The organism is Epibacterium sp. Ofav1-8, assembly GCF_022348185.1.
Taxonomy (GTDB): domain Bacteria; phylum Pseudomonadota; class Alphaproteobacteria; order Rhodobacterales; family Rhodobacteraceae; genus Epibacterium.
Map to the genome: position 1 here is coordinate 101,438 of NZ_JAKRFD010000011.1, position 23,952 is coordinate 125,389.

General features: G+C 59.1%; 19 protein-coding genes and 6 pseudogenes. 7 read left to right on the forward strand and 18 right to left on the reverse strand.

The window, feature by feature from the left end; translation table 11 throughout:
* Positions 1–5 precede the first annotated feature (5 nt).
* Positions 6–239, forward strand: a complete 234-nt coding sequence (locus tag MHM97_RS17285; RefSeq protein ID WP_239323740.1) for a DUF4287 domain-containing protein — start codon at positions 6–8, stop codon at positions 237–239.
* 21 nt (positions 240–260) lie between these two features.
* Positions 261–659 carry a DoxX family protein gene (locus MHM97_RS17290; protein WP_239323742.1) on the forward strand — a complete coding sequence of 133 codons (399 nt, stop codon included), beginning with the start codon at positions 261–263 and terminating at the stop codon, positions 657–659.
* A 588-nt stretch (positions 660–1,247) separates the two neighbouring features.
* Here the strand turns inward: MHM97_RS17290 and MHM97_RS17295 are convergent.
* A complete protein-coding gene (locus MHM97_RS17295; RefSeq protein ID WP_239323744.1) occupies positions 1,248–2,576 on the reverse strand; it encodes an ISKra4 family transposase in 1,329 nt (442 codons plus the stop codon).
* Between the two features lie 394 nt (positions 2,577–2,970).
* Here MHM97_RS17295 and MHM97_RS17300 point away from each other — a divergent pair, with 394 nt between their 5' ends.
* Together MHM97_RS17300 and MHM97_RS17305 are read left to right on the forward strand one after the other, a co-directional pair.
* On the forward strand, positions 2,971–3,501 hold the full coding sequence (locus MHM97_RS17300) for a dihydrofolate reductase family protein (protein WP_239323746.1): 531 nt from the start codon (positions 2,971–2,973) through the stop codon (positions 3,499–3,501).
* Positions 3,502–3,866: 365 nt separating this feature from the next.
* Positions 3,867–4,481: a glutathione S-transferase family protein gene (locus MHM97_RS17305; RefSeq protein WP_239323751.1), complete on the forward strand. Its 615-nt coding sequence runs from the start codon at positions 3,867–3,869 to the stop codon at positions 4,479–4,481.
* Positions 4,482–4,576: 95 nt separating this feature from the next.
* Here MHM97_RS17305 and MHM97_RS17310 read toward each other — a convergent pair.
* Together MHM97_RS17310 and MHM97_RS17315 are read right to left on the reverse strand one after the other, a co-directional pair.
* A pseudogene (locus tag MHM97_RS17310) lies at positions 4,577–5,098 on the reverse strand (IS5 family transposase); the annotation flags it as partial.
* 28 nt (positions 5,099–5,126) lie between these two features.
* A pseudogene (locus MHM97_RS17315) lies at positions 5,127–6,118 on the reverse strand (IS3 family transposase); the annotation flags it as partial.
* 67 nt (positions 6,119–6,185) lie between these two features.
* Here MHM97_RS17315 and MHM97_RS17320 point away from each other — a divergent pair.
* Positions 6,186–7,202, forward strand: a pseudogene (locus MHM97_RS17320) (IS110 family transposase).
* 237 nt (positions 7,203–7,439) lie between these two features.
* Here the strand turns inward: MHM97_RS17320 and MHM97_RS17325 are convergent.
* The 12 genes and pseudogenes from MHM97_RS17325 to MHM97_RS17380 form a co-directional block, all read right to left on the reverse strand.
* Positions 7,440–7,556, reverse strand: a pseudogene (locus tag MHM97_RS17325) (transposase); the annotation flags it as partial.
* A gap of 64 nt (positions 7,557–7,620) precedes the next feature.
* A pseudogene (locus MHM97_RS17330) lies at positions 7,621–8,039 on the reverse strand (IS5 family transposase); the annotation flags it as partial.
* 230 nt (positions 8,040–8,269) lie between these two features.
* Positions 8,270–9,226: a Gfo/Idh/MocA family protein gene (locus tag MHM97_RS17335; RefSeq protein WP_255729894.1), complete on the reverse strand. Its 957-nt coding sequence runs from the start codon at positions 9,224–9,226 to the stop codon at positions 8,270–8,272.
* Entirely contained in the window at positions 9,223–10,248 is a 1,026-nt protein-coding gene (locus tag MHM97_RS17340; protein WP_239323755.1) for an NAD(P)-dependent oxidoreductase, read from the reverse strand. Before MHM97_RS17340 ends, MHM97_RS17335 begins: the two co-directional genes overlap by 4 nt.
* Entirely contained in the window at positions 10,245–11,345 is a 1,101-nt protein-coding gene (locus tag MHM97_RS17345) for an ABC transporter ATP-binding protein (RefSeq protein ID WP_239323756.1), read from the reverse strand. The genes MHM97_RS17340 and MHM97_RS17345 overlap by 4 nt, the downstream gene beginning before the upstream one ends.
* The gene (locus MHM97_RS17350; protein WP_239323757.1) at positions 11,338–12,327 is read right to left on the reverse strand and encodes a levansucrase; all 990 of its coding nucleotides are present in this window, start codon (positions 12,325–12,327) and stop codon (positions 11,338–11,340) included. The genes MHM97_RS17345 and MHM97_RS17350 overlap by 8 nt, the downstream gene beginning before the upstream one ends.
* Complete coding sequence (locus tag MHM97_RS17355; protein WP_239323758.1) at positions 12,327–13,208, reverse strand: carbohydrate ABC transporter permease; 882 nt, start codon at positions 13,206–13,208, stop codon at positions 12,327–12,329. Before MHM97_RS17355 ends, MHM97_RS17350 begins: the two co-directional genes overlap by 1 nt.
* 1 nt (position 13,209) lies before the next feature.
* The gene (locus tag MHM97_RS17360) at positions 13,210–14,280 is read right to left on the reverse strand and encodes a carbohydrate ABC transporter permease (RefSeq protein WP_239323759.1); all 1,071 of its coding nucleotides are present in this window, start codon (positions 14,278–14,280) and stop codon (positions 13,210–13,212) included.
* A 72-nt stretch (positions 14,281–14,352) separates the two neighbouring features.
* Positions 14,353–15,615 carry a sugar ABC transporter substrate-binding protein gene (locus MHM97_RS17365; protein ID WP_239323760.1) on the reverse strand — a complete coding sequence of 421 codons (1,263 nt, stop codon included), beginning with the start codon at positions 15,613–15,615 and terminating at the stop codon, positions 14,353–14,355.
* On the reverse strand, positions 15,612–16,700 hold the full coding sequence (locus MHM97_RS17370; protein WP_239323761.1) for a LacI family DNA-binding transcriptional regulator: 1,089 nt from the start codon (positions 16,698–16,700) through the stop codon (positions 15,612–15,614). Before MHM97_RS17370 ends, MHM97_RS17365 begins: the two co-directional genes overlap by 4 nt.
* A 617-nt stretch (positions 16,701–17,317) precedes the next feature.
* Positions 17,318–17,566: pseudogene (locus MHM97_RS17375) on the reverse strand (ISKra4 family transposase); the annotation flags it as partial.
* A 317-nt stretch (positions 17,567–17,883) separates the two neighbouring features.
* The gene (locus MHM97_RS17380; protein ID WP_239323762.1) at positions 17,884–19,083 is read right to left on the reverse strand and encodes a sterol desaturase family protein; all 1,200 of its coding nucleotides are present in this window, start codon (positions 19,081–19,083) and stop codon (positions 17,884–17,886) included.
* Positions 19,084–19,246: 163 nt separating this feature from the next.
* On the opposite strand from MHM97_RS17380, the gene MHM97_RS17385 reads away from it, so the two are divergent.
* Both MHM97_RS17385 and MHM97_RS17390 read left to right on the forward strand, forming a co-directional pair.
* A complete protein-coding gene (locus tag MHM97_RS17385) occupies positions 19,247–20,284 on the forward strand; it encodes a helix-turn-helix domain-containing protein (protein ID WP_239323763.1) in 1,038 nt (345 codons plus the stop codon).
* A 142-nt stretch (positions 20,285–20,426) separates the two neighbouring features.
* Positions 20,427–21,050, forward strand: coding sequence for an L-2-amino-thiazoline-4-carboxylic acid hydrolase (locus tag MHM97_RS17390; protein ID WP_239323863.1), 624 nt, complete (start codon positions 20,427–20,429; stop codon positions 21,048–21,050).
* A gap of 65 nt (positions 21,051–21,115) precedes the next feature.
* Here MHM97_RS17390 and MHM97_RS17395 read toward each other — a convergent pair whose 3' ends face one another.
* From MHM97_RS17395 to MHM97_RS17405, 3 genes are all read right to left on the reverse strand, one after another.
* On the reverse strand, positions 21,116–22,048 hold the full coding sequence (locus MHM97_RS17395; RefSeq protein ID WP_239323764.1) for an IS5-like element ISRusp2 family transposase: 933 nt from the start codon (positions 22,046–22,048) through the stop codon (positions 21,116–21,118).
* A 100-nt stretch (positions 22,049–22,148) separates the two neighbouring features.
* On the reverse strand, positions 22,149–22,685 hold the full coding sequence (locus tag MHM97_RS17400; protein ID WP_239323766.1) for a redoxin domain-containing protein: 537 nt from the start codon (positions 22,683–22,685) through the stop codon (positions 22,149–22,151).
* A gap of 108 nt (positions 22,686–22,793) precedes the next feature.
* Positions 22,794–23,951: an acyl-CoA dehydrogenase family protein gene (locus MHM97_RS17405; RefSeq protein ID WP_239323768.1), complete on the reverse strand. Its 1,158-nt coding sequence runs from the start codon at positions 23,949–23,951 to the stop codon at positions 22,794–22,796.
* Between the last annotated feature and the right edge of the window lies 1 nt (position 23,952).

The following is a 23,952-nucleotide window of genomic DNA, read 5'->3' on the forward strand; positions in this document are numbered from 1 at the left end:
GCATCATGACATCGTCTGACACCCCGCAGCCGGTCAAAGGTCCGGCGTCGTATTTCCCTTCGATTGAAAAGAAATACGGTCGGCCAATCTCTGAGTGGAAATCCCTCATCCGGGACAGTGCCGGCAGGAAACACATGGAGCTTGTCGATTGGCTGAAAACAGAGCACGGCATGGGGCACGGTCACGCCAATGCTTTGGTTGCCCATACACTCGCCGAAGACAAGAAGAGCGGAGGTTAATTTGAAATGAGTCCTACTGTCATGATATGGACCGGCCGTATTATTACCGGCATCTTTACACTCTTCATGCTTGTCGCATCGATATCGCCCAAATTGATCGGTGCAGATGTGGCTGCGAATTCCCTACGCGATCTCGGCTGGCCGGAGGGCTATGCGCTGATGATCGGTGTGATAGAGCTGACATGTCTCATTCTGTACCTAGTCCCGCGCACCAGCACTCTAGGGGCGATATTGATGATGGCTCTACTTGGTGGCGCAATGGCTACGCAGATCAGGGCGGAAAACCCGCTTTTTAGCCACATCTTGTTCAGCCTGTATCTGGGACTGTTCATGTGGGGGGGCTTGTGGCTGCGCAATGCCGCATTGCGCAGGCTGTTTCCGTTGCACAAGCAGGAGGGGAAATACGGCGCTGACGCTTGAGAAAGAGGCCGTCACCCTGTTGAACGACCGTTTCGGGTACTTGAGCCGGCTCGCAGCGAAGACCACGTCGCATAGGCGAAGGCTTTCTGCGTCTGCAAAAGCCGCGAGCACGCAAGTCCGCTTCGCCGACCTTCGTGCCGCGAGCAGCGAAATGTGGAATTGAGCCCAAAGCTGCCACTCGCCTGTATGGCCAACGCTGCGGTGAGGCGTCCCGGAACCGGTCGTTCGGCACTACGCCATCAATCCATCACGTTGCTTTGATAAACCAGTGCCATCGTGTAAGATCAGAAGGTGAGACCTATTGAGGTGCGGTATGACAGCTTCAAATTATTCACGTCTCACTCCCTCATGCGATCTCGGGAAAAAGCAGCCTAAGAAGAAGAAGGTGGCAAAGCTGCTTGATATCTGCAGGCAATCAAATACGCCGGTAAGAAAGCGCATTAACCCAGGGTTTGCAACGCAGTACTCGCCGGAGTTCTTGACAGCTTTCAGGGAGATATGTGGAAACTACGCCGCATCCAACTTTCAATATCCTGCCCGGCAGGTTTTGATACTGATGCTGGAGGGAGTGGGCAAAATCTGGGGGTCTTATGCGGCAATTGGGTGATTTGAGACTGACAGACGGCCATCGAGAACCGCGGCTCTGGTGACGGCCGCATTGTGGGCTCCGCGCGGTGACCATCTCATGCGGCGGCGTTTTCCCATGCGCGCGTTTCCGATGTCATCGACGCAACCTTCCGCGCGGGAGGTCGAGATCGGTAAACCTCGGCGATATCGCTTACCGTAGTTGACCAACGACCCCATGTTGTTCGTGAGATAGCTGTGGAGATCATGGCATCGCGCCAGCGCTCTCTGTGCTTGATCTCGAACCGCGAGGTCGTATTTGGCAAGCCTTGCGCAATCAACGATCATCCATTGAAGGTGTGTGCCGGCTACCTGAATTTTGCCGTGCCAAAGGTTCCATCTCAGTGTCTCGGCCGGGGTCATGAGAATTGCCGTTGTTCCAGGGAAGTCTTTCCTCTGAACGAGGCCCCTGATTGCGTTCTCCACATGCTGAACCCGCATCGAGATGTGCCACCGATCGAGGATGTGTTTTACTTGTCCATCGGTTGCGCCGCGGATGAGGTTTGGGAGCGCTGCCTCACCGTCTGAAATTACGGTAACGGGTCGCCGGTCGTCCCACCCGAGGGCGTCCAAATCGCGACGAAGCTGCGCAGCAGGCGAGATCGCAGCTTGTGGCGCAAGGCCAAAGCGGCGGCACATGTCGCGTGTTTCGATCTTGCCGACCGCGACATCAAGGTGACGCTTCTGGTATTCCGGCCTGCACCGGATGTGAGCTCCGTCGATGAACACGGTCAGAGGATTTGAAGAGATGGTTTCGCACGCTGGCGGCTCTGTGTCGGCAATGTCTTTCGCGACTTTGCCGAGACGGTTGCGCACGGTAGTATTGTGTTGCCTTGCGCAGGGCAAAAAGGTCTCCAGGATCCGGGCAGCTTCCCGAAACGAATGGCGGGCGCCCAGCTCTGCCTGAAGTGTCTTTAGCTCAGGCGTCGCTCGATGACGGAGAACCTGTGCAAATGGCGAAAGCGCGTCGCCTTCTCCCAGCCGACAAGAACATTTGCGACGCCGGAGAATCCTTCCCCGAAACCGTCCAAAGAGCGTGTCGAAAACCCGGGGGCGGTAATCGTGAACGGGTCTGCTGCGACCACATCTAGGACAAATCCGGCTTGCTGCGGAAATCTCTTCGATTTGGTGTTGTAGAACTGACCCTTGGAGCTGCGCCAGAATAGCTTTCCCTTGTTCGAGCTGAAGCCCCAACTGGCTATGAAACTGGTCGGTCAAACTGAGACGGTCGAGCTCTTCCGTCCGCTTCTCTCCCGTTTTAGCAGTGGTCTCCACGATAATCCGAACGTCCATGTCAGCCTCCAGTGATCAAGAAAACTCCTGCAGCTTAACCGAACACCCCCAGCTTTTGCCCACTCCCCCCCGCCGCTATCTTCTTTTCGCCACGCCCGATCCGAGGCCTTTGATCTTTGGAAAGGCTACGCACTCGAGATGACCGCCTGACGGGCGCGGATCAGGCCGCGTTCAGCCAGGCTTAAATAGGTTGGCAATGCCGGTGCGACGAGTAGCTTAAATTGGGCCAGGCCCTATCAAAGAGATCGGGAGTGATCCGAATTAATGTTGACCGATCAGTGTACCTTTGCTAACCATCGCCCGAGTAGAGGAGTGCCCTGCAGATGATCAAGTGATTTCCTGTCTAAGTTGAAGCCATTTGGCTTCTTTGGAAATCTTTTTGCAGGAGCACTATATGCATCCGATTATTTATGATGTGTCCGTTTCCGTGGACGGCTTTATCTGTGGTTTGTCTGGTGATATCTCGAAATTTGCCAATGATGGACCGGTAGTAGATGACTACTTTACTAGGCTTGGCACTTACAGGATGGCTCTCATGGGTCGGAAGACCTATGAGTTCGGATATGAGTTCGGCCTTGAACCCGGTTGCAATCCGTACTCGCACATGCAGTCGATTATTTTCTCTGATAGCCTTCGAATGCCACAAGGGTCTGAAGTAGAGGTACGAAAGCGTCCAAGCCCTGAGGTCATACGGCAGTTGACTCGAGATGCTACAGGGCCTGTCTATCTGTGTGGCGGTGGCGACTTTGCAGGTTGGATGCTTGAGCATAAACTGATTGACCGCCTCATTCTAAAACGAGCGCCTTGCGTTCTAGGATGTGGAGTACGTTTATTTGGCGGCACCCCACCGGCGAGCACTCTAACTCGGATCAATACGAAAACCTATGAAAATGGTTATGTTTTGGAGGAATTCTTGGTCCAGTAGTTTTCGTTTGTGTTGAGGGCTTCGTTGCGCGGCGGGAGACCAAAGCGAAGATCTTTGATCTAGCGTACGATGTTTGGTAGAGTATACGTCGTAAAATCTGGATTTTTTGGATTGGATAAGTTTCTCAACAAATACAAGCAAAGACAAATTGGGGGTGGATCTCTTCCTTTCTCGGCGTTGTCATGCGCAACGCTGCAGGTGTAATCATCTGAAGTTGCTAGGGAACCACCCCAAGGCGTTTCCACTATTGGGTTCCACCTAGTCAAAGCATCTCCGACGAATTTCAACGGTGCATTCTGATGATCATAAGAGGGCTTGGCGGCATCGACGAGTGTGATCTTGATGGTAGTGACAAAGGAATATCTATGCGACTTCTTTCGCAGTCTCATTCACCGTTTGCCCGTAAAGTTGTGGTTCTCATCCATGAGTTGGGACGCGACGATATCGTGATCGAGCACCATGAAACTAGTCCGACGAATCCTAACCGTTCCGTCGCAAAGCAAAATCCCCTCGGAAAGGTGCCCGTACTGATTACAGACAACGGCGAGGCCATCTACGATTCTGACGTGATCTGTGATTTTCTTTGCCAAGTCGCAGGGCCGACTCCTTTGTTACCCCTCTCACTAGATGAGCGCATATCTGTGTTGAGAATGCAGGCTTTGGCTGGTGGAATGTGTGAAGCTGGCATTGCGATCAGATGGGAAACTGAAAGGCGGCCAGAACATCTACGCTTCCCTAGTCTTAGAGATGGCCAGATTGAGAAATTGTCCGCTAGTTATGCATATCTGGAGGACCAAATCCCAATGCTTAATGACGTGACAGTGGGAACGATTGCGCTTGCCTGTGCACTGGACTGGCTCAGCTTTCGTGGACTAGATCGCTATGCATCGAAGGCAACGAGATTACGTGCTTGGTTGGAGCAGTTCAATCAGAGAGCCTCGATGCAGGAGAGCCGATTTGAAGGTCTGACATATGACTGAGCACGCCATGCCCCGCCTCGCCGATAGTCTGCGCCAATGTTGGCGCTGTTGCACGAGTCAGATGATGACTGCGGTTTCCCTTTCCCCGGACACACTTATCCCGGGTCCACGGTGATCGGGATGCCGAGGGCAGTGAAGCGGTTCATCACCGCCGCACGGAGTTGAATTTCGGCAACCTAGCGGTCGAAATCGCGGGACGTCAGCTTGTGTCCAAGTAGCTTTACGCAATTCATTTTTGGCTCCACCCTGCTACGTCGGTGGTCGCCGCTCCAGTTCCTTCACAGCGCCCGGCCAAGATGCTTTGACGTCCGCAGTATCTCCTCGCGGGCTCGGGCTGCTGCCGTGTCCGGCTTCCAGGGTCTCGCGTTGCAGCGGGGCGTTATGTTTGCTGCCGCACCGCGGTCAGCGATGGCGTCGTAGCAGGCGCGCGTGTCGTAGGCACCCTCTGCTGTAACGGTGGCGATCTCCTGATCCGGGGGCAGCTGGGCAAACAGGTCCGGCAGTATCGGCGCGTCGCTGACAGTGCTGGAGGTGACCTCGACCGCCCGAATCTCCAGCGGTTCCTCATCGATCCCGAGGTGGAGCTTGCGCCACCCCCTTCGTTTCGAGCCGCCATTGACCTGCTCCCCTTAGAGTCCGCGGATATTAGTTCGCTCTGCTCAGGGTTTGGTCCTCTACTGACCGTTGGTGATACTCCCGCGGGGTGAGCCCGTCGAGGCTCGAATGCGGGCGGTGGTGATTGTAATCTTCGCGCCAAGCCGCGATCAGGTCTCGGGCATGGCGCAAATTGGCGAACAGGTGCTCGTTTAGACACTCATCCCGTAGGCGGCCGTTGAAGCTTTCCACGAAGCCGTTTTGCATCGGCTTTCCAGGCGCAATGTAGTGCCACTCGACCTTGCGTTCCTCCTGCCATTTCAGGATGGCGTTCGACGTCAGTTCCGTTCCGTTGTCGCTGACCACCATGCAGGGGTAGCCGCGCAGCCGGGCGATGTTGTCCAGTTCGCGCGCCACGCGTTGCCCGGAAAGGGACGTGTCGACCACGCAGGCCAGGCACTCCCGGCTGAAGTCGTCAATGACGCACAGAACCCGGAAACGGCGCCCGTCTGAGAGGCTGTCGGATACGAAGTCCAGCGACCATCGCTGGTTTGGCCCTTGTGGTATTGCCATCGGCGCCCTCGTTCCGATCGCGCGTTTGCGACCGCCACGCTTGCGCACTGTCAGGCCCTCTTCCCGGTAGATCCGGTAAAGCTTCTTCCAGTTCACCTTCCAGCCTTCGCAGCCAAGAAGCAGGTGCAGCCTTCGATAGCCGAAGCGACGCCGTTCGCTGGAAAGCGCCTTCAGCCTCTCCCGCAGCTCGGCGTCGGCAGGTCTGGTTGATCCACGTCGATACACACGCGGGTCGATCCCGGCCAGGGCACAGGCCCGCCGCTGGTTGTAGTTCTTCTCTGTCATGGCCCAGTCCACGGCTCGTCGCCTTGCACCGGGCTTCAGAAGTTTTTTCCCAGCATTTCCTTGAGCGTGGCCACATCGAGCATCTGCTCTGCAAGCATCTTCTTGAGCTTTGCATTCTCGGCCTCAAGAGCCTTCAGCCGCTTGGCCTCCGACACTTCCATGCCGCCATACTTCGAACGCCATTTAATGGGATGGATGTCTCTCCCTCCAACCGTAATGCTGTGAGGGTATCGCAGCAAACTGGAGGAAGAGATGACGATAGTATTTATGGGGATCGATTTGGCTAAGAACGTGTTCCAGCTTCACGGCGTTGATGCGGGCGGCAATGCCGTCCTCAAGAAACGGGTGCGGCGAGAAGGGCTCCTTGCAGAGTTGGCAGCGGTTCCCGCCTGTTGGATCGGCATCGAAGCCTGCACCGGCGCGTTCTGGTGGCAACGCTAGTTCGAGGCCCTAGGCCACGCGGTCAAAGTGATCGCACCGCAGTATGTCAAACCTTTCCTCAAGCACCAGAAGAACGACCGCAACGATGCTGAGGCGATTTGCACAGCACTGATGCAACCGAACATGAAGTTCGTTCCGTCCAAGAATGAAGAGCAACAAGACATTCAGGCTCTGCACCGCGCACGCCGGCGCCTGGTGAACCACCGCACTGCGTTGGTCTGTCAGATGCGCGGTCTCCTACTCGACAGGGGCGTCACAATCCCGCTGACTTTGGGACGCGCACGGCAGCGCATCCCAGAGCAGCTGGAGGATCGATCAAACGGACTTAGTGCAATGACCCGCGAGATCATCGCCGATCTGTTCGAGTTCATGCTTCAACTCGATGCGCGGATCAAAGCCTTCGATAAGCGCATTGATCAGGTATTCCGGGCCAACCCCGAGTGCCAGCGGATCGCCCGGATTTGCGGGGTTGGTTCCAAAACAGCCACGGCCGTCGTAGCGGCAGTCGGTGACGGCAAAGAGTTTAAGAATGGGCGGAATATGGCGGCTTGGATGGGTCTGGTGCCCCGGCAGCATTCCAGTGGCGACAAACGGCTATTGATGGGCATCAGCAAACGCGGGGACAAGCATCTCCGAACGTTACTGATCCATGGTGCCCGCTCTGTTGTCCGCGTGTCGCAAGGCCGAACCGACGCCTTCAGCAGATGGGTCAACTCGATCCGCGAAAGGCGAGGCATGAACCGGGCCATTGTCGCGGTCGCCAACAAGAATGCGCGTATCATTTGGGCCATGCTGCGCAGAAACGAAGAGTTCCGCGCTCACACCTGAGCAAAGAAGAGGATTGCAAGACGACCAAGGAAATAAACCGACCGGCAAACTCCGGTGAGTGAGGAACCTGGCTTTTATAATGGCCCACTGAGGCCGACCATTTGTTGAGGCTCACCACGCGGAATTCCCATTTGGGCGCGCCATCCAACCGGCGACGCCGGATAGATGTTTGCAACTAGGGAAACGCCATCAGACCAGGACCGAGGAAACCTTGCAACGGGAGAGACATCCATAGATGTAAAACGTGCCATCACTGATGCCATGCTTCCGGCAGAGCTCCTTGGCGCCGATCCCGGCTTGGTGCTCTTTCAGGATGCCAATGATCTGCTCTTCGCTGAATCGGCTTTTCCGCATTGTCTGTCTCCTCATGTGGAGAACAGGCTAACTTCAAAACGCGGACATTTCAGGGGAGCACGTCACCATGCTTGCGCGTGTGCCACTCGCCTTCGCCTTCCACCTTGATGCCGGTGCTGTCCACGAGCAGATGCAGCGGCCCCTTGGAGCCGCGGATACGGGATCGTCACGTTCAAGGTCTTCTGACGACGTGACAGAGTGCTAAAGTCCGGCACAGACCAGCCGAGCCCGGACAGTTCGAGAAGGCTCGCCACGAAACCGGTCGCTTGGCGGGGCGGTAGCCCGAGGAATGTCTTGAGGGTGAGGCAGGCCTGGATCGGAGCGCCGCTATAGGCCTGCTGACGGCCGCGACGCCTCGAGGGAATGGCATTCCCAATGCATCGAGGGATCGAAGCAAACGGTCAGTGATTCGCGCTGCCTCAGCGCCTCATTGTAGCTTTGCCAGTTGGTGGTCTTGCAGGTCGTCTTCGGAGGGCTGCTCATACCTTCCGGCTACTACACTGGATTCACGAGGTGAAACCCTCATCCCTTTGCGCAACAAGGCCGCTGCGAAACCTCCGTGGGAGGAGCGCAGGATACATACGACAATATACTATCGAAACACCAAGTATAAAAACGCATAATGAAGTTTATGTTAATTTATAAAGCACAAACCTGGCCAAAATACCGATGCTCAACCAAGGCAACGCTGGCCGTATTTTTGGTCCTTTGCCTTACTGGCCGCGGACCCACCTCTCCAAGAGCGCGGCCGAGGTTGCGCTCAGTGCCAGAGGGTAAACATCGCTTTCGGTCAGGCCCGCAGCCACACATTCCTGCAAGTGTTTGGCCTCATGTGCGTAGCCGTTGCCGATGTACGGCAAATGAAACTCTTCCGTCTCGCCGGATCGCAACAGCAGCAGGCGGCTCGGGTGGTGGAATTCCTCCGGGATCGTAAGGCTGCCCGAATCCCCCGTGACATGGACGGATACCGGCATCTCGGCGTGAAAGCCGAAGGACAGTTGCGAGACGACATCGGTGTTATGCCGCATCGCCACTACAACCATCTCGTCCACGCCTGTTTTTCCTGTCACCACTTCCGCACTGCTATGCGCCACAGGTCCGGCGAGAAGCTGCGCCACCGTCACCGGGTAAATGCCGAGATCCAGCGTCGCGCCGCCTCCGAGAGCGGGATCGAAAAGGTTCGGGGACCGCTCTGGGTCGCGCTGGCTGACAAATTGCGCGGTCAGATGGCGCGGGGTGCCGATGGCCCCTTCCGCGATCAGGCTGCGGGCCCTCTGCAGCGCTGGGAAAAACGCGGTCCACATCGCCTCCATCAGGAACAGCCCTGCGGCGCGAGCGGCTTTGATGCAAATCGCAGTATCTGCGGCGGATGTGGTCAGCGGCTTTTCGCATAGCACATGTTTTCCCGCCGCCAGAGCCTCGAGGATATTCTGCTTATGGGCCGCGTTCGGCGTGCCGATGTACACTATATCAACATCAGGGTCAGCAAGCAGCGCCGCATGCGACGAATAAGCGCGCGGCACCTCCCAGCGAGCCGCAAACGCCGCAGCAGTTTCCTGCTGCCGCGAAGCGACCGCAAGCAGCTTGGCGTCTGGCAGGTGCTGCAGCGCAGAGGCCATCGCATTAGCGATATTGCCGGTGGACAGGATGCCCCATCGGAACGTCGTCATGATTGAAGGTCCCTTTGCGCTGCCACCAGGCTCGCAACCTGCGCTCGGTCTGCGGCTTTCAATTGCCGCTCTGTGCGTCCGTCCAATATCGCCTGCACATCCTGCAGGAGCATATCGCCGATGAGGTGCCGACCGCCCATCACCGCAGCCGCGCGATGAGGTGAGAGGATGACATTCGAGGCATGGCGCAGCGGGTCGTTCCGGCCCAGCGGCTCGGTCGGGAACACATCGGTTGCAATCACGATCCGCCCGGTTTCGGCAGCGTGGAGCAAGGCAGGAAAATCGACGCTCCAGGCACGGCTGATCACGATCACCAGCGCCCCTGTCTGCAGCCGCGCGATCAGATCCGCGCTCAGCAGGTTACGGGTTTCTTCCGACGGCACCGCCGCCAAGACGACGATCCGCGACCGCGCCACCAACGCGCCGAGATCGCACAGCTCCACATCCGGCCCGGCATCGGTCAGGAACGGATCAAACGCCAGCACCTCCGGCGCAAACGGCGCCATCAACCGGGCGGTCTCGCGCGCGATCTGCCCGAAGCCGATAAACCCGACTGTGGCGCCAAAAAGCGAGAAATCCGTCTCTGGCCGGTCTTCGAGCCAATGCTCCGCGCCCCTGCGAAAGGCCTCATGCTCCCGCACAAGCCCGCGCCCGCCCGCCAACGCCATCGCCAGGGTCATCTCAGCCACTGACTGCCGGAATCCCGGCGAGGCGGAGAGCACCTCGATGCCCCGATCGAAACAGGCCTCATAGGCGAGGCCCTCGTTATTCGCTCCCGCGACCTCGATCACCGCGCGCAGGTTTTGTGCGCGCCCGACCTGATCGGCGCTCAGCTGCGGGAGGGCCGCGACATAAAAGGCCGCTTCCCCGATCAGATCATCTACTTTCGCAGGGTCCATCGGCCAGTTCTGGCCGCCCTCGATCCGGCAGATCCGGCTGAGCGCGTCATAGGTCTGGGGGCGGAACAGCTCTTCCAGCTGGCGAAAGTGCTGATCCAAAATCAGGAGGGGTTTCTGTGTCATGTTGCGTTCTGTACTGCCTGTAGGTCCTGTTCGCTCGCCGGCGCAAAGAGATGTGCCTTGCCGGGGTCGAAAGCGAGCTGGATGCTCTCGCCCGGTTCAAACACCCGGTCCTCGTTCAGCGACACCAGCACGCGGTGGCCATCTGCGAGGCGGACATCGACTACGGTTTCCGTGCCAAGCCGCTCGATGAGGTTCACCGTCCCGCTCAGGATGCCGCCCTCGGCGACCGGGCGGAGATCCTGCGGCCGGATACCGAGCGTCGCCTTCGCGCCCTTCCCCACGCCTTCGCGCCAGACTGGGGCCTCGAACTCGGCCACAACCTGCGAGGCCACCCGCGCGGTCGCGGCGTCGGTCATCGCGATATCGACGTCGAAAAAATTCATCGACGGAGCCCCGAGGAAGCCCGCGACAAACAGGTTTTCGGGCCGGTGATAAAGCTCCATCGGCGTGCCGATCTGCTGGACCAGACCGTCCTTCAGCACCACAATCTTGTCTGCGAGCGTCATCGCCTCCACCTGATCGTGCGTGACGTAGATCATCGTCGCACCCAGCGATCTATGCAGGCGGCCAATCTCCATCCGCATGTCGAGGCGCAGCGCCGCATCCAGGTTCGACAGCGGTTCGTCGAACAAAAACACCTCGGGATTGCGGGTGATGGCGCGGCCGATGGCCACCCGCTGACGCTGCCCGCCCGAGAGCTGGCTGGGACGGCGGTCCAGCAGGTGCTCCATCTGCAGGATGCGCGCCGCCTCCGCGACTTTGGCGTCCTTCTCGGCCTTGGGCACCTTGGCGATGGTCAGGCCAAAGGCGATGTTTTCCCGCACCGTCATATGCGGGAAAATCGCGTAGGATTGAAACACCATCGCAATGCCGCGCTCCGAGGCGGGGACCTTGTTCACCACCCGGCTGCCGATCTCCAGCGTACCGCCGGAAATGGTCTCCAGCCCCGAAATCATCCGCAGCAGCGTCGATTTCCCGCAGCCGGAAGGGCCCACAAAGACGACGAATTCGCCGTCCTTGATCTCGATATCCACGCCCTTGATGACATCGACCGAACCGTAGCTCTTGCGCAGCCCTTTGAGTTTGACGTCAGCCACTGTATCCGTCCTCCTCTGCTCTGGGGATCAGGCGCAGCAGGCCGTCCGGCGTGACAGCAACCGGATCGGGGTCGCTGATCTCTCCGATGAAGGCGCCACCCTCGCTGTCGAACCAGCGGAAGCCCAGCAATTTCAAGCCCGCCTCGGTCTGGGCGATCCGGGCAGCGTAGCGTTTCGGAAAAGGTGCGCAATCCAGCGCCGGGCCGGGGGCAATGCGCCAGGGGCCGCGCGCGCTTTTTCCGATCAGGTAATGGGTGCCTGTCATCGCAGGCCCCGCGACCGCTTCCGCGCTCGGTGCCCAGAACCGTCCAGAGGTGCAGAACAGGCAATACCAGCGCCCCTCCGCCTGAAAGATCTGCGGCACTTCCAACTCGCCAAAACCGCCGGTGAAGACCGGGTCCTGCAAGGTCCAGGTATAGAGATCCGGCGAGGTGGCAAAACCGATCGCGCCCGCCTCCAGCTGCTCCCCGACACGGGCGTCGCGCGCGGTGAAATACATCAACCATCCCGCCCCCTCGGGGTCGCGGATCACATAGGGGTCGCGAAAGGCCCGGTCATGCCAGCGCCCTTCGGCATATTCCTCGTAAGGCGCCGCCAGATCGAGGATCTGGCCATCGCCCACCCGCTGCCAATTGTGCAGATCCGTGCTCACCGCATGGCCGAGCCGCTGCTTCTTTGCAGCCTCCGCCGTTGAGGTGCCGGTGTAGAACAGATGCCAGATGCCATCGTCGCCCCGCACCACCGAACCGGTCCAGGTCGTGCAATCGTCCCAGGCCGGAGCGGCAGCGGGCGCGAAACATGTCCCCAGGCTGTCCCAGTCGGTCAGATCGCGCGAGGTGGCGTGGTGGTAGCTGACATTCCAGTGCCGCTGCTCCGGGTCACCGATGGATTTCGGAGCCTGCAGGAAGTAGCCATGCCAGAGTTCCCCGTCATGAACATACCAGCTATCCCAGAGCCATTTATCATTTATTGAGAAGCCCATTAGCCTTTCACTCCTGTGGATGCGACTGAAGAAATAAAAACCCTCTGAAGCGACAGATAAAAGCCGAGCACCGGAACGGTGATGATGGTCAGATAGGCCATCACCTCGCCCCAGGGCACATTCAGCTGGTCGGTAAAATACCCGAGCCCCACCATGACCGGGCGGATGGATTCATCCTGCACCACCATCAGCGGCCAGAGGTACTGGTTGTACATAAAGAGAAATTTCAGGATCGCGGCGGTCGCGATCACCGGCCCGGAGAGCGGCATCACGACACGGCGATAGATCGTCCACCACGACGCGCCTTCCACCCGGCTCGCCTCGATCAGCTCCTTTGGCAGGTCCTTGAAGAACTGCACGAAAAGGAAGATCGACAGCGCATCCGCGATGAAGGGAACGATCTGCACCCGATAGGTGTTGAGCCAGCCCAGCTCGAACCCGTCACCGCCAATCCATGGCAATTGCGAGGCCATCAGCAGGAGCGGGATGAAAATCGTCTCATAGGGGATGATCAGCGTAGCCAGCAGGATGGAAAAGACCACCGCCTTGCCGCTCCACTCGATGAACACAAAGGCAAACGCCGCCAGCGAGCACACGAAGAGGCAGAGCAGAACCGTGACGCCGGTTACCAGAACCGAGTTGAAGACAAAAACACCGATCGGCGCGCGGGCAAACGCGTCCGAATAATTCGCGAGCGACAGATCTCCGACCGGCAGGAAGGCCCGCAGGCTCTTGGTGTCGAGCAGAAGCTGCGCCGAGGGCTTCAGCGAGGACATCACCATGAAGAGCAGTGGGAATATGAAAACGACCGCCACAAGGCTGAGCGCCGCATAGCGCGACACGAGTCGGAGGCCGCGATTGTCTGTTTTGACTGCAGGCATATTACCGCTCCCTGGTCAGAAAACGCTGGATCAGCGAGATGGTCAGCACGATCACGAACAGGATCACGCTGATGGTGGAGCCGCCGGAGATATCCTGCTTGCCATAGCCGCGCTCAACCGCCTGAAAGACCAGCACCTGGGTGCTGTCGAGCGGGCCGCCATTGGTCATCACATCGATCTGCGCAAAAAGCGCAAAAGCCTGCATGGTGATGACAATCAGGATCAGCACCGCCGTATTGCGCAGCCCGGGCCAGGTGATGAAGCGAAAGGTCTGCCATTTGGAAGCCCCTTCGATCTCTCCCGCCTCGTAGAGCGTGGGCGAGATATTCTGCAGACCGGCGAGCCAGATCACCATATGAAAGCCGACGCCCTGCCAGATCGACATGGCCATGATCGACGGCAGCGCGGTATCGGGATTGCCCAGCCAGTCGACCCCGCGAAAGGTGCCGAAACTGAGCCAGCCAAGCACATTGTTCAGCAGCCCGTCGCCGGGCGAATAGATGAACTGCCACAGCAGCGACACAACCACGATGGAAACCACCACCGGCATGAAGTAGATGGTGCGAAACACATTGATGCCGCGCAGTTTCTGATTGATCAGCAGCGCCAGCCCCAGCGCCAGCCCGGCCTGAACCGGCGCCACCACCAGAACAAACGTCAATGTGTTCACCAGCGCTCTCATGAAGACCACATCAGAGGCCAGCACCACAGTTCGCCGGTCGCCGGACTGCCACGAGAACCACTCCCGCTTGCCTTGCAGGTGCGGATAATCCGGGTTGTTGCGGGTGAACTTGCGCAAACGGGGATATTCGATCTCTCCCGCCTCATCGCGGCGGATCGCACCGCGGTCGTCCCGCTCCGGCTCAAGCGTGAAGACCGCGAGGCCCAGCAGGTCGGTGTAATTCTTGAGGCCGACATATTCGGTGGCATACGGCGACGCGAGCCGCTGGTTCGTCAGCGAAAACGCAAAGGCGAGGAAAAACGGCACGATGATAAAAACCGTCATCAGCGCCACGCCCGGAAAGGCCATCAGCCACCCGGCACGGTTCGCTCGGGTCAGTTTGGAAGACATGGTCCCCCCGCAAAACTGGAGTGAGAGGAGCACGGCGATCGACCCGCCGCGCCAAAGATTTCAGCGCAGCGCTCAGTTGTGGCCGTAGCCCTGATTGCTCTGAATATCCTCGTTGATTTCGTCGACCGCCGCGTCCAGCGTGTCGGCAACGTCGGCACCGTTTGCGATGTCGGCCAGCGCCTTTTCAAAGACTTTCGCCTGCACGATATAGCCGGGCGTGACCGGCCGCAGCTTGGCCTGCGCCTCGGACAGCCCGTAGAAGACCTCCAGCGCGCCGCCCGCCTTGTAATTGGCGGTCTCGGCCGCGGCTTCCACCGTCGGGGGGATCAGGCCGGTGCCGTCGGAGAAGGCCGCGAGGTATTTCGGCTGGATCGCAAACTCGATGAATTCGCGCGCGCCGTCAGGATGTGCGCTGGAAGCCGAAATCCCGAACTGCCAGGACGCACCGCCGATGACAGACCCGTTGCCAAAGTCGGGCGCGGGCAGAAACAGCGCATCGTCGCCAAATCTCTCGACAACCGGCATCGCGGCCCAGTTACCGTTCCAGCTCAGCGCGTATTTGCCTTCTAGGAAGCCGGTCTCCCGATCCGCCGCATCCTGGCTGGTGCCGGGAACGAGACCCTTTGCAAACAGATCCTGCCACCATTCGCCAAACGCGATCGCCGCATCTCCATTCAGTGTCTCTTCGGCGGTCTGGTAAGCGGCACGGTCCACGATGTCGCCGCCAAAGCTCTGCAAGAACGGCGAGAAGGCATAGGGATACCACTCCCCTTTCCACGCCATGCCAAGATCGAGCGGATAATCGTAATCGCCCGTCGCCTTGAGGGTCGCCAGCGCCGCGTCGAATTCCACCCGTGTCCAGGGCTCGGCGAGGGTCGGGATGCGGATATCGTTGGCCTCGAGCACCGAGCGCCGCGCCGTCATCGCAACTGCAGCGTCCCACAAGCCGACGGAATAGACCTTGCCATTCCAGCGCCCGATGGCACCAGGCAGGAAGCCTTCGAGAGCCGCCTCATCGATGCCCAGCGGCTGCATGTACCCCGCCCAGGCCCAATTCGGCATGATGGGGCCGTCGACATCGAGGATGTCCGGCAACTCGCCCGCGAGCGCCGCCGCGCCAACCGCATCGTTATAGGCCAGCTGCGGGAAGGTCTCGAGCACCACCTTATAGTCGGACTGGCTGGCGTTGAAATCGACAACCAGTTGATTGACCAGCTTTTCTTCGGCGTTGGCGCTGCCTGCGCCGTGGTACCACAGGCGCAGCTCCGTTTCGCCATGGGCGATGCCTGCACAGGCGATCAGCGCCAGCGCCGTCGCATTACAGAGTTTATTCACAGTTCTTTCCTCCCTTTTAAGTCATAGACATTGCCGTCACGCGGCGGCGCCTTGAGCGAGGCACGTTCTACGACCTGTCCTCGCACATGGATCGGTTGTTGCGGCGGCTCAGCAGCCGGATCAGAGATCAGGTTCAATAACAGATCCGCCGCGCGCGCGCCCATCGCGGTGTAAGGCAGTTCAGCGGTGGTCAGCGCCGGATAAAGCGTCTCGGACACCAGCTTGTGGTCGTCATAACCCACGACCGAGATCTGATCCGGCACACCGACGCCACGGTCGCGCAAAATTCCATAGACCGCCATCGCCAGCCGGTCGTTGCCGCAGCAGATTGCGGTCGGTGGCTGCGGATGCAACAGGAACCGGTCCAACGCATCCCAGATCAATTGATGCTCGCCCTGGGTGCCAAACATCTCGGAGGCCGCAACCAGATCGGGGTCGAAGGCGATGCCCGCCTCCTCAAGCGCCCGCTTGTAGCCGATCAGGCGCGCCTGAGTGGCGAGGATCGCCCGTCCGAGCGTGAGATAGGCAATCCGCCGGTGCCCGGCCTGCACCACTTTGCGGGTCAGTGCCAATTGGCCGCTTTCATCATCGGGGATCACCGCCGGAGTGCCGCGATCGTCAATACAGTTCACCAATACCGCCTTAGTTGCGGCTTCAGTAATATCCAGATCGACCCGCTTGAAGTGATCCGCAACGTATAAAAGCCCCTCTACCCGGTGCTGCCGAAAGGTGCGAATGAGATGCGGCACCCGGTCAGAATTGCCGCCTGTGTCGGAAATCAGCAGCGTCTTGCCCGACACCTCAAAAACCCCCTGCGCACCCTGCACGATATGAATTTCCGGCAGCCCCGCATCGCCGGGTTTGTCCGCAACCGTACTGATGGCACCAGTAATCATTCCGACGAGGCCCGATTTCTGCGACTTGATCGACCGGGCGGCGATTGAGGGGATGTACTGCAGCTCCGCCATCGCCGCCTCCACCCGTTGCCGCGTCGCCTTCGAGACAGGCGCGTCACGATTAAGGACCCGGCTGACGGTCTTCACCGAAACGCCTGCCAGATTTGCAACGTCATAAATCGTGGCCATTACCCACTGCCCTGTTTCTTAACATGCGATTCTTTGGTAATGACATCGGTGTCATGACACCGATGTCATGTCAATGCGCAATCGAATTAGGATCTCAATACGAGGTGCAATCCGTCTCGGACATAGGCTTTGGATGAGAGGAATAGATGGCGGTGCAAAGCTAAAGCATTGGGTTGACTTCAGTCGGCAACCTTTAGAGACCGTATCTCTAATGTCGTTGCATCGGTCCATCTCTGACAGCTCTTGCGCACCGCGTTCGCGATGCTGACAAGCTTACTGGCAACGGCAATGATGCTTCTCATATGCGGCTTTGAAAATCAGGTGATGGAGGTTTCTACGAACATCCAGCGATGGTCTGTCTCCCACGCAGAGTTCCGCTGTCTCGCGCGACTGGAGCCAGTCTCACGGATACCACAGCCACTTCGCGGCTGAAAGTGCCGATCTCGGGCATAGCTGCGAACAGCATCTTGCTGGCAACCTGGCCGCCCCGCTTGATGGAGCGAAAGACGATGGCAGTTTGCGACAGGCGATCATCCCTGACGATTGCCTAGGTGATCCGGTCTTCTAGTTCCTCAACAAGGCTGTGGACCGCTGGTTCAGTTCAGTGTCGATATACTCACTCTTGGCCGATAATCATGTATGGCCCGGACCTCGTCGCCGTCGGAACAGATCCTGCTGGTTTCGGAAATTTGCGCGATTTGATCGAGCAGGATCGCATCCTGCAATTGTCCCAAGATCGTTTTCGTATATTCAAGAAACAACTTGAAACCCTCAGGCCGGGTGCGTCGAAACAGGCGGGACAACCGGCCGAAATGAGGCTTTTTTGTCGTACCGTTCCCAAACGTCTTCTCGACAATAATCCGCACGCCCTCGGCGATTCCAATCTCAATCAACCACCAGCAGAAACAGATACTCCCAAGTCTTGTCCACTCCCGAGCCGACATCCAGCATGTAGACGTCTGGCGCGACAAGCGCGCGGATGGCACCCTCCACGGCAGCTTGAACCTAACCGGCTAAGTATCTGAGCCAACGGACGCGACTGCGGTCGTATTCAGGAGCGAGAACGTCGAAGAGATGTTCACAGAGGGAGGCTGAAGGCCTGCGGCGTTTGGCGAACTCATACCCGCCTAGGCCGCGATGCTCTAGGTGGCACTGCGGGTTCCGGCGCAGCGACGCTACACACTCAAGGGCCATGGCCGAGAACTTTTGCCAGGTGATTGACCGACCACCAGGTCTGCTGCGCGCAGATGGGACCGGCACATCCCCTCAGGTGAAGTTGATCGCGGCTGACCGCCGTCACCTCTCCTCGGAAGACCCATCCGTTCTGTGGGCTTTTCAAACGCCCGACCCATCGCCGCCCATCGAATTCGAGGTCTGGCAGGATGACTTCGCCGATCTCGCCATGGGGCATCTCGTCGGGAGTCCACATCCAGACAAGCGTGCCGCACCGCCTGTCCGGAGACACCTGACAAGGCGTGAACTCAACGATGGCAGACAGTCCTGGGGCCGCATATCTGCCCTTCAGATCCGACGCGAGCGCACCTCCGGCGCCGAGGCCAAGAAACAACACGACGAGCACGAGGCCCAACCGGACGGAGCCTGCGGTAACCGGTTTGCTGACCTCCTTGAAGGCGTCGAGATAGGCCGGATGCTCCGTGCCCATCCAGCGGTCCCACCAAGTGAAATAGAAACCAAGGTTCTTGCCCGCGTAAGCATGATGCATGTCATGATGCGTGACCGTGGTCATCCAGCCGAAAAGCGGACGCCCGTCCCGCCTTGCAGGAAACACCTCGTAGCCGCAATGCGCGAGTGCATTGCGCAACATCATGTGCGTGACAAAGATCAGAAGCGCCAAAGGATGCGCAGGCAGCACGAGCAGGATCAACGGCAGGTAAATCCCGTTCACGACGGCCTCGCCGAAATCGAAGCTGTAGGATGTGAAGGGCGTCGGTCGGTTCGATCGATGATGCAGTCGGTGAAACCGGCGGAAGAGCGGAGGAAAGTGCAGCGCCCGATGTGTCCAGTAGAACCACGCGTCGTGAAGGACGATCAGGAGCGCCGTGCTGATCCAGAAATACGCGAGACCGTAGTCCGAGACATCCGGATACACCCTCATCACGCCGCTTCGGGCCCCGACGGCAATCATGGTGCCGGCAGTCGCGAAAATCGCGACCGTGCGCAGGCTGGCGAGTATCTCGCGGCACATCTGCCCGGCGGGTATCTTGCGTTCGCCGATCTTCTGGCCCGCAAGTTGTCGCGACATTGCGAGATTGATCGCGAGGAAGACGCCTCCGGCGCCGAGAAGATAGCGCAGGAGGTCGCCTCCGAATACGTCGACATACAGTGCCAGAAGGTCTTGGGCGGCATCGAGGATCTGTGTCATGTGGTCACTCCGGTTTCCGTTTCCGGATTGGTGACCGTTCGGCCTCGTCCATGCGCGCCGATTTCTGAAACCGCATGAGAATCTTCGGATTCGACCAGCATTCTTTGGAATCGATCAGCGAGTCCGTGTTGACGAAATGACGTCCTGCATGTGTCTTTGGGGCATGAGCGAAACTTCGGGCATTCTTGACGTCTTCCTGCGCGGCGGTGCAGTCACGGCCCTGTTGGCGTGCGCCGCACTCTTCTCAGTTCGGCTCAGGCCGACACGGAAATCGCTGTCGGTGGCCGCGTTCTGCGTTGGACTGTGCTGCTATCTGCTCGTGTCCTCCCCGCATGTCCCGGTGCCAGCAGGATCCACGGCCGCGATCCTGATCGGGCTGGCAAGGTTTGTGCCAATCCTGGGGTACTGGGCCTCGCACGAGCTTTTTGTCGACGAGGTGAGCTTCGCACGTTGGCAGATTGCCGTCGGCTTTGTCGTGATCGCCGGCGCATGGCTTCCGCCGGCTGTTCCCTTTGCCGACCTCACACGCGGCATCGCGGTCATCATCCTGTTCAGCCATCTCGCGTTTGTGGTCGTCGCGAGTGGCGACGGAGACCTCGTCGAAGAGCGCCGGCAGTTTCGGAAATGGTTCCTGTTGATGATGGCAGCGGCGGTCATCGTCATCACCGGCCTGGAGCTCACTGGGCAAGACGATGAACTCCCCGACTGGGCATTCGCGATCCACGCCGCTGCGTTTCTGTGTTTCGCCACGGCGTTCCTCGTGTGGGCGGTGCGGCCCGTGTCGGAGATCTGGCCTTCGAAGCCCGATGCGCCAGATCAGATCAGCCCCGGGTCACCCGCCGACGAGCTCCTGGCCGGTCGCGCGCAATCGGCGATGGATGAGGGGCTGTGGCAAGAGGAAGGTCTCACCATAGCGCAACTCGCCGCACATCTCGAAACCCGGGAGCATCGCCTCAGACGCGCGATCAACAAGGAGCTGGGTTTCCGCAACTTCCCGAGTTTCGTGAACAGCTACCGTATCGAACAAGCGAGGCTGATTTTGACCGACCCGATGAAGCTGGACTACCCGATTCAAAGCGTCGCCTACGACGTTGGCTTTTCGTCGATCGGACCATTCAACCGGGCCTTTCGTGCTGCGCAAGGTATGTCGCCCACGGAATTCAGGAAGCGAACTCTGAAGGACAGGGCAACAAGCGTGTAGATGGAGCCAGCCAACATGATTGACCGTGTGGAATGTCGCGGTTCATCGGCAAACCCGGAGCGTCCGAAGCTGCCCAAAAGGAAGTTTATTAACGACCGGAAATGACACAAATCGCAACGAAGGAGGCGACGCCGTGAGACGCATGATGGCTGCCTTTTGGCAGATAGAGTTCGCGCGAAACCTTTCGCGTCAGTCAGGGATCAGGTTCACGTGGCGAAACCTGCGCGGCGAAATCGCGCGTTTGCCGCGCAGCACGATGCCGGGCACCGACGGTGCGCACAGGTTCAACCTGGCACTCGCACAAAGCCTGCACGCGTCTGTTATCCTTTTGGAACGCGACGCTGCTATCTCGCCCGTCGAAGCCGTCAGGATTGCCGGCGCCGCCTTTGGCGTGAGCGGCACATGGCTTGCACGGAGTGTGATCCGGACTTGGCTGCGTTTGGAACGCGACCCGTTCGAAGGCGTTGTAAGGCGCGGTCCTTCGATGGTTGCCAAAGCCTTGTGGGGGAACGGGATGGCTGTCGAAGACAGACATGGTCCAGACCAGGTCTCGCTCTGTGTCTTGGCCTGCCCGTTCCACGAGTATTTCTGGAACGTCGGCCGGTCTGACCTCACCCCAATTCTGTGTGCATGGGACACGGCTTGGCATGCAGAGGTGAATGTCTCGGACAAGCCCATTCGAGTGGACGTCCGCGAAACCATCGCCGGCGGCGGTGAAATTTGTGATTTCAACTTTCGAAAACCCGAACCGGCGAAGGTGGGATAACGGCGGTGCAACGGCTCTGTTGCACAAATCGGGGTTTGAGCGGACTTCCCCTTCCCCAGACGGACCTATCCTACGGGCTCTGTGATGGGTATGCCAAGGGCCGTGTAGCGATTGAGCACCGCGATCCGGACTTGGAGCTCCGCAACCTGCCGGTCGAAGTCTCGCGCCATGAGGCCTTGGCCGAGAAGTTTGACGCAGTTCATCTGCGTCTCTGCGCGGCTTCGGCGGTGGTAGCCGGTCAATTTTCTCCATAAGGCGCGTCCGAGATATTTGCAGGCCCTCACGGCTTCGTTTCGCGCGATGGCGCCCGCTGTCGTTGGCTTCCACAGCTGCGCATTCTTGCGCGGCGGGATGACGGCAGCGGCACCTCGAGCGGCAATCACATTGTGACACCTGCGCGTGTCATAGGCCCCGTCAGCGGTGACCGTGGCAATCTCCTGATCGGGCGGGATTTGGTCCAGAAGATCGGGCAGCATCGGGGCATCGCCGATATTGCTTGTCGTGACGCCGACCGCGCGGATCTCCCGTGTTTCCTCATCCATACCGAGATGAAGCTTGCGCCACAGGCGTTTCTTTGATCCGCCATGTTTGCGCGCGTTCCATTCTCCTTCGCCCTCGGCCTTGATCCCGGTGGCATCGATCAGCAGGTGGAGCGGTCCCGATCCGCCCCGGTACGGGATGGCGACGTTCAGTGTCTTCTGACGGCGGCACAGGGTGCTGAAGTCCGGGACTTTCCAGTCCAGTCCTGCCAGACGGAGGAGGCTTTCGACGAACCCGGTGGTTTGCCGGAGGGGCATGCCGAACAACACCTTCATCGTCAGGCAAATCTGGATCGCTGCATCGCTGAACTCGGGCTGACGCCCCCGCTTGCCTGTCGGCAGCGCATGCCACGACATCTCAGGATCAAACCAAATTGATAGCGAACCGCGCTGCTTCAGCGCCGTGTTGTACGAAGGCCAGTTCCTGGTCTTGTACCTCGTAGGGGACCAACTGCTCATGCACCGTTGCTACCCCACTGGATTCAAACAGTGAATCCCTCACACCATTTGTGCAACAAAGCCCACCAAGTATAAAAACGCATAATGAAGTATATGGATTTTATCTCTGGAAGGTCCCGCGGATCGGATAGTTGTTGGCCGGATCCTTGATAAAACGCAACCCCTCGACAAAGTAGTTCACGGGCGGGCGCGCAAAGGGTGCGTTGGAGACATCGGCGACTAGCAATAGGCCCTTGGCATTGACCACAAAGTGTCCCGGTTCGGCAAAGGGCCGGTCGGTTTCTTCTGGCGACCGCGGGCTCGAGATGTACAGCCCAAGCTTGCGCATGTCCTCAATCCCCAGATCGTAGCCTACCGGAAAATTCAGGTTGAGATCGGGTATGTGCGTTTCGGCCCGCGCCAGGGAATCGGCGGATACGGCGACGATGTCGATCCCGATGGCAGTCAAGTTTGACCGCGCCGCACTCCATTCCTTGAGGTAATTTGCACAGACAAAACAGTGTTTTCCCCGATAGACGACGACCAGCTGCCAATCCAGGCCGTTGCGTGGCATACCCAGTGTCATCTCGGTGCCGCCCAGCACTGGAACGGTGATCTTGGGAAAGGGGTTTCCGGCTGTCAGGCGATTTTGGGTCATCAGGTCCCCATCTTTTTTAGTTGGTGAATAGGCGGGAGGCCGGATGGTTGCGCTCCAAGCCCGGGCACGCCATGCTGCTCTTTGCCCACCTGCCCCGATAGGTGTCGGTCACAGCGCCTCTTGGCCAAGTGATCGGCCGATGATCTCTTTCATGATCTCTGACGTGCCCGCATAGATGCGTTCGATCCGGGCATCTACATAGGCGCGGGCCACCGGGTATTCCTCCATGTATCCGAACCCGCCGTGCAGCTGCAGGCAGGCATCGGCCACGCGGCCCAGCATTTCGGAATGCCACAGTTTGCCGGCCGCCGCCTGCACCGGATCGAGTTTCTTTTCGACGTGCAGCGCCATAAGCTGATCGCAAAAGGCGCGTCCGGCCATCAACTGGGCCTTGATATCCGCCAGCGTGAACCGGGTGTTCTGAAAGTCGATGACCCGCGTGCCAAACGCCTTGCGGTCCGACACGTAATCCAGCGTTTCGCGGAACACACCTTCGGCGCGGGCTTGGCATTGCACAGAGATCATCACCCGTTCCTGAACCAGTTCCTGCATCATGTATTTGAAGCCCTGGTTCTGTTGGCCCAGCATGTTTTCGGCGGGCACATGGACGTTGTCAAAGAACAGCTCGGCCGTGTCCTGCGCGTGCTGGCCGATTTTCCGCAGGTTCCGGCCGCGGGTGAACCCCTCCATGCCGCGCTCTATCACCAGCAGGGAAATCCCCTTTGATCCCCGCGCCGGATCGGTGACACAGGCGGTGACGATGACATCGGCATTGTGCCCGTTGGTGATAAAGGTTTTCTGGCCGTTCACCAGCCATCCATCGCCATCCTGCGTGGCGCTGGTTTTCAGCGCGGCAAGATCGCTGCCGGTCGAAGGCTCGGTCATCGCGATGGCGGCAATTGCATCGCCCGACACCATCTTGGGCAAAAGCCGCGTCTTCAGCGCGTCGCTGCCGTGGTGATAAACGTAGGGCGTTACAATCAGGGAATGCAGCGAAAACCCGGGGCCGGTTGCGCCTATCCGGCTGAGTTCTTCGTTCACGATGACGTCGAAAAGGATGCCGTCGCCGACGCCGCCATATTCCTCCGGCAGCCAGGCGTTCAGCATCCCCAGCGCGCCGGCCGCCTGCCAGATCTCGCGCGGGACGATGTGATCCTCGGCCCATTGCGCATGGTTGGGTGCGACGTGCTTCTCGCAGAACCGCCGGACGATGGCGCGGAAGGCTTCGTGATCTTCGTTGAACAGGGGGCGGGGGAACATGGTCATT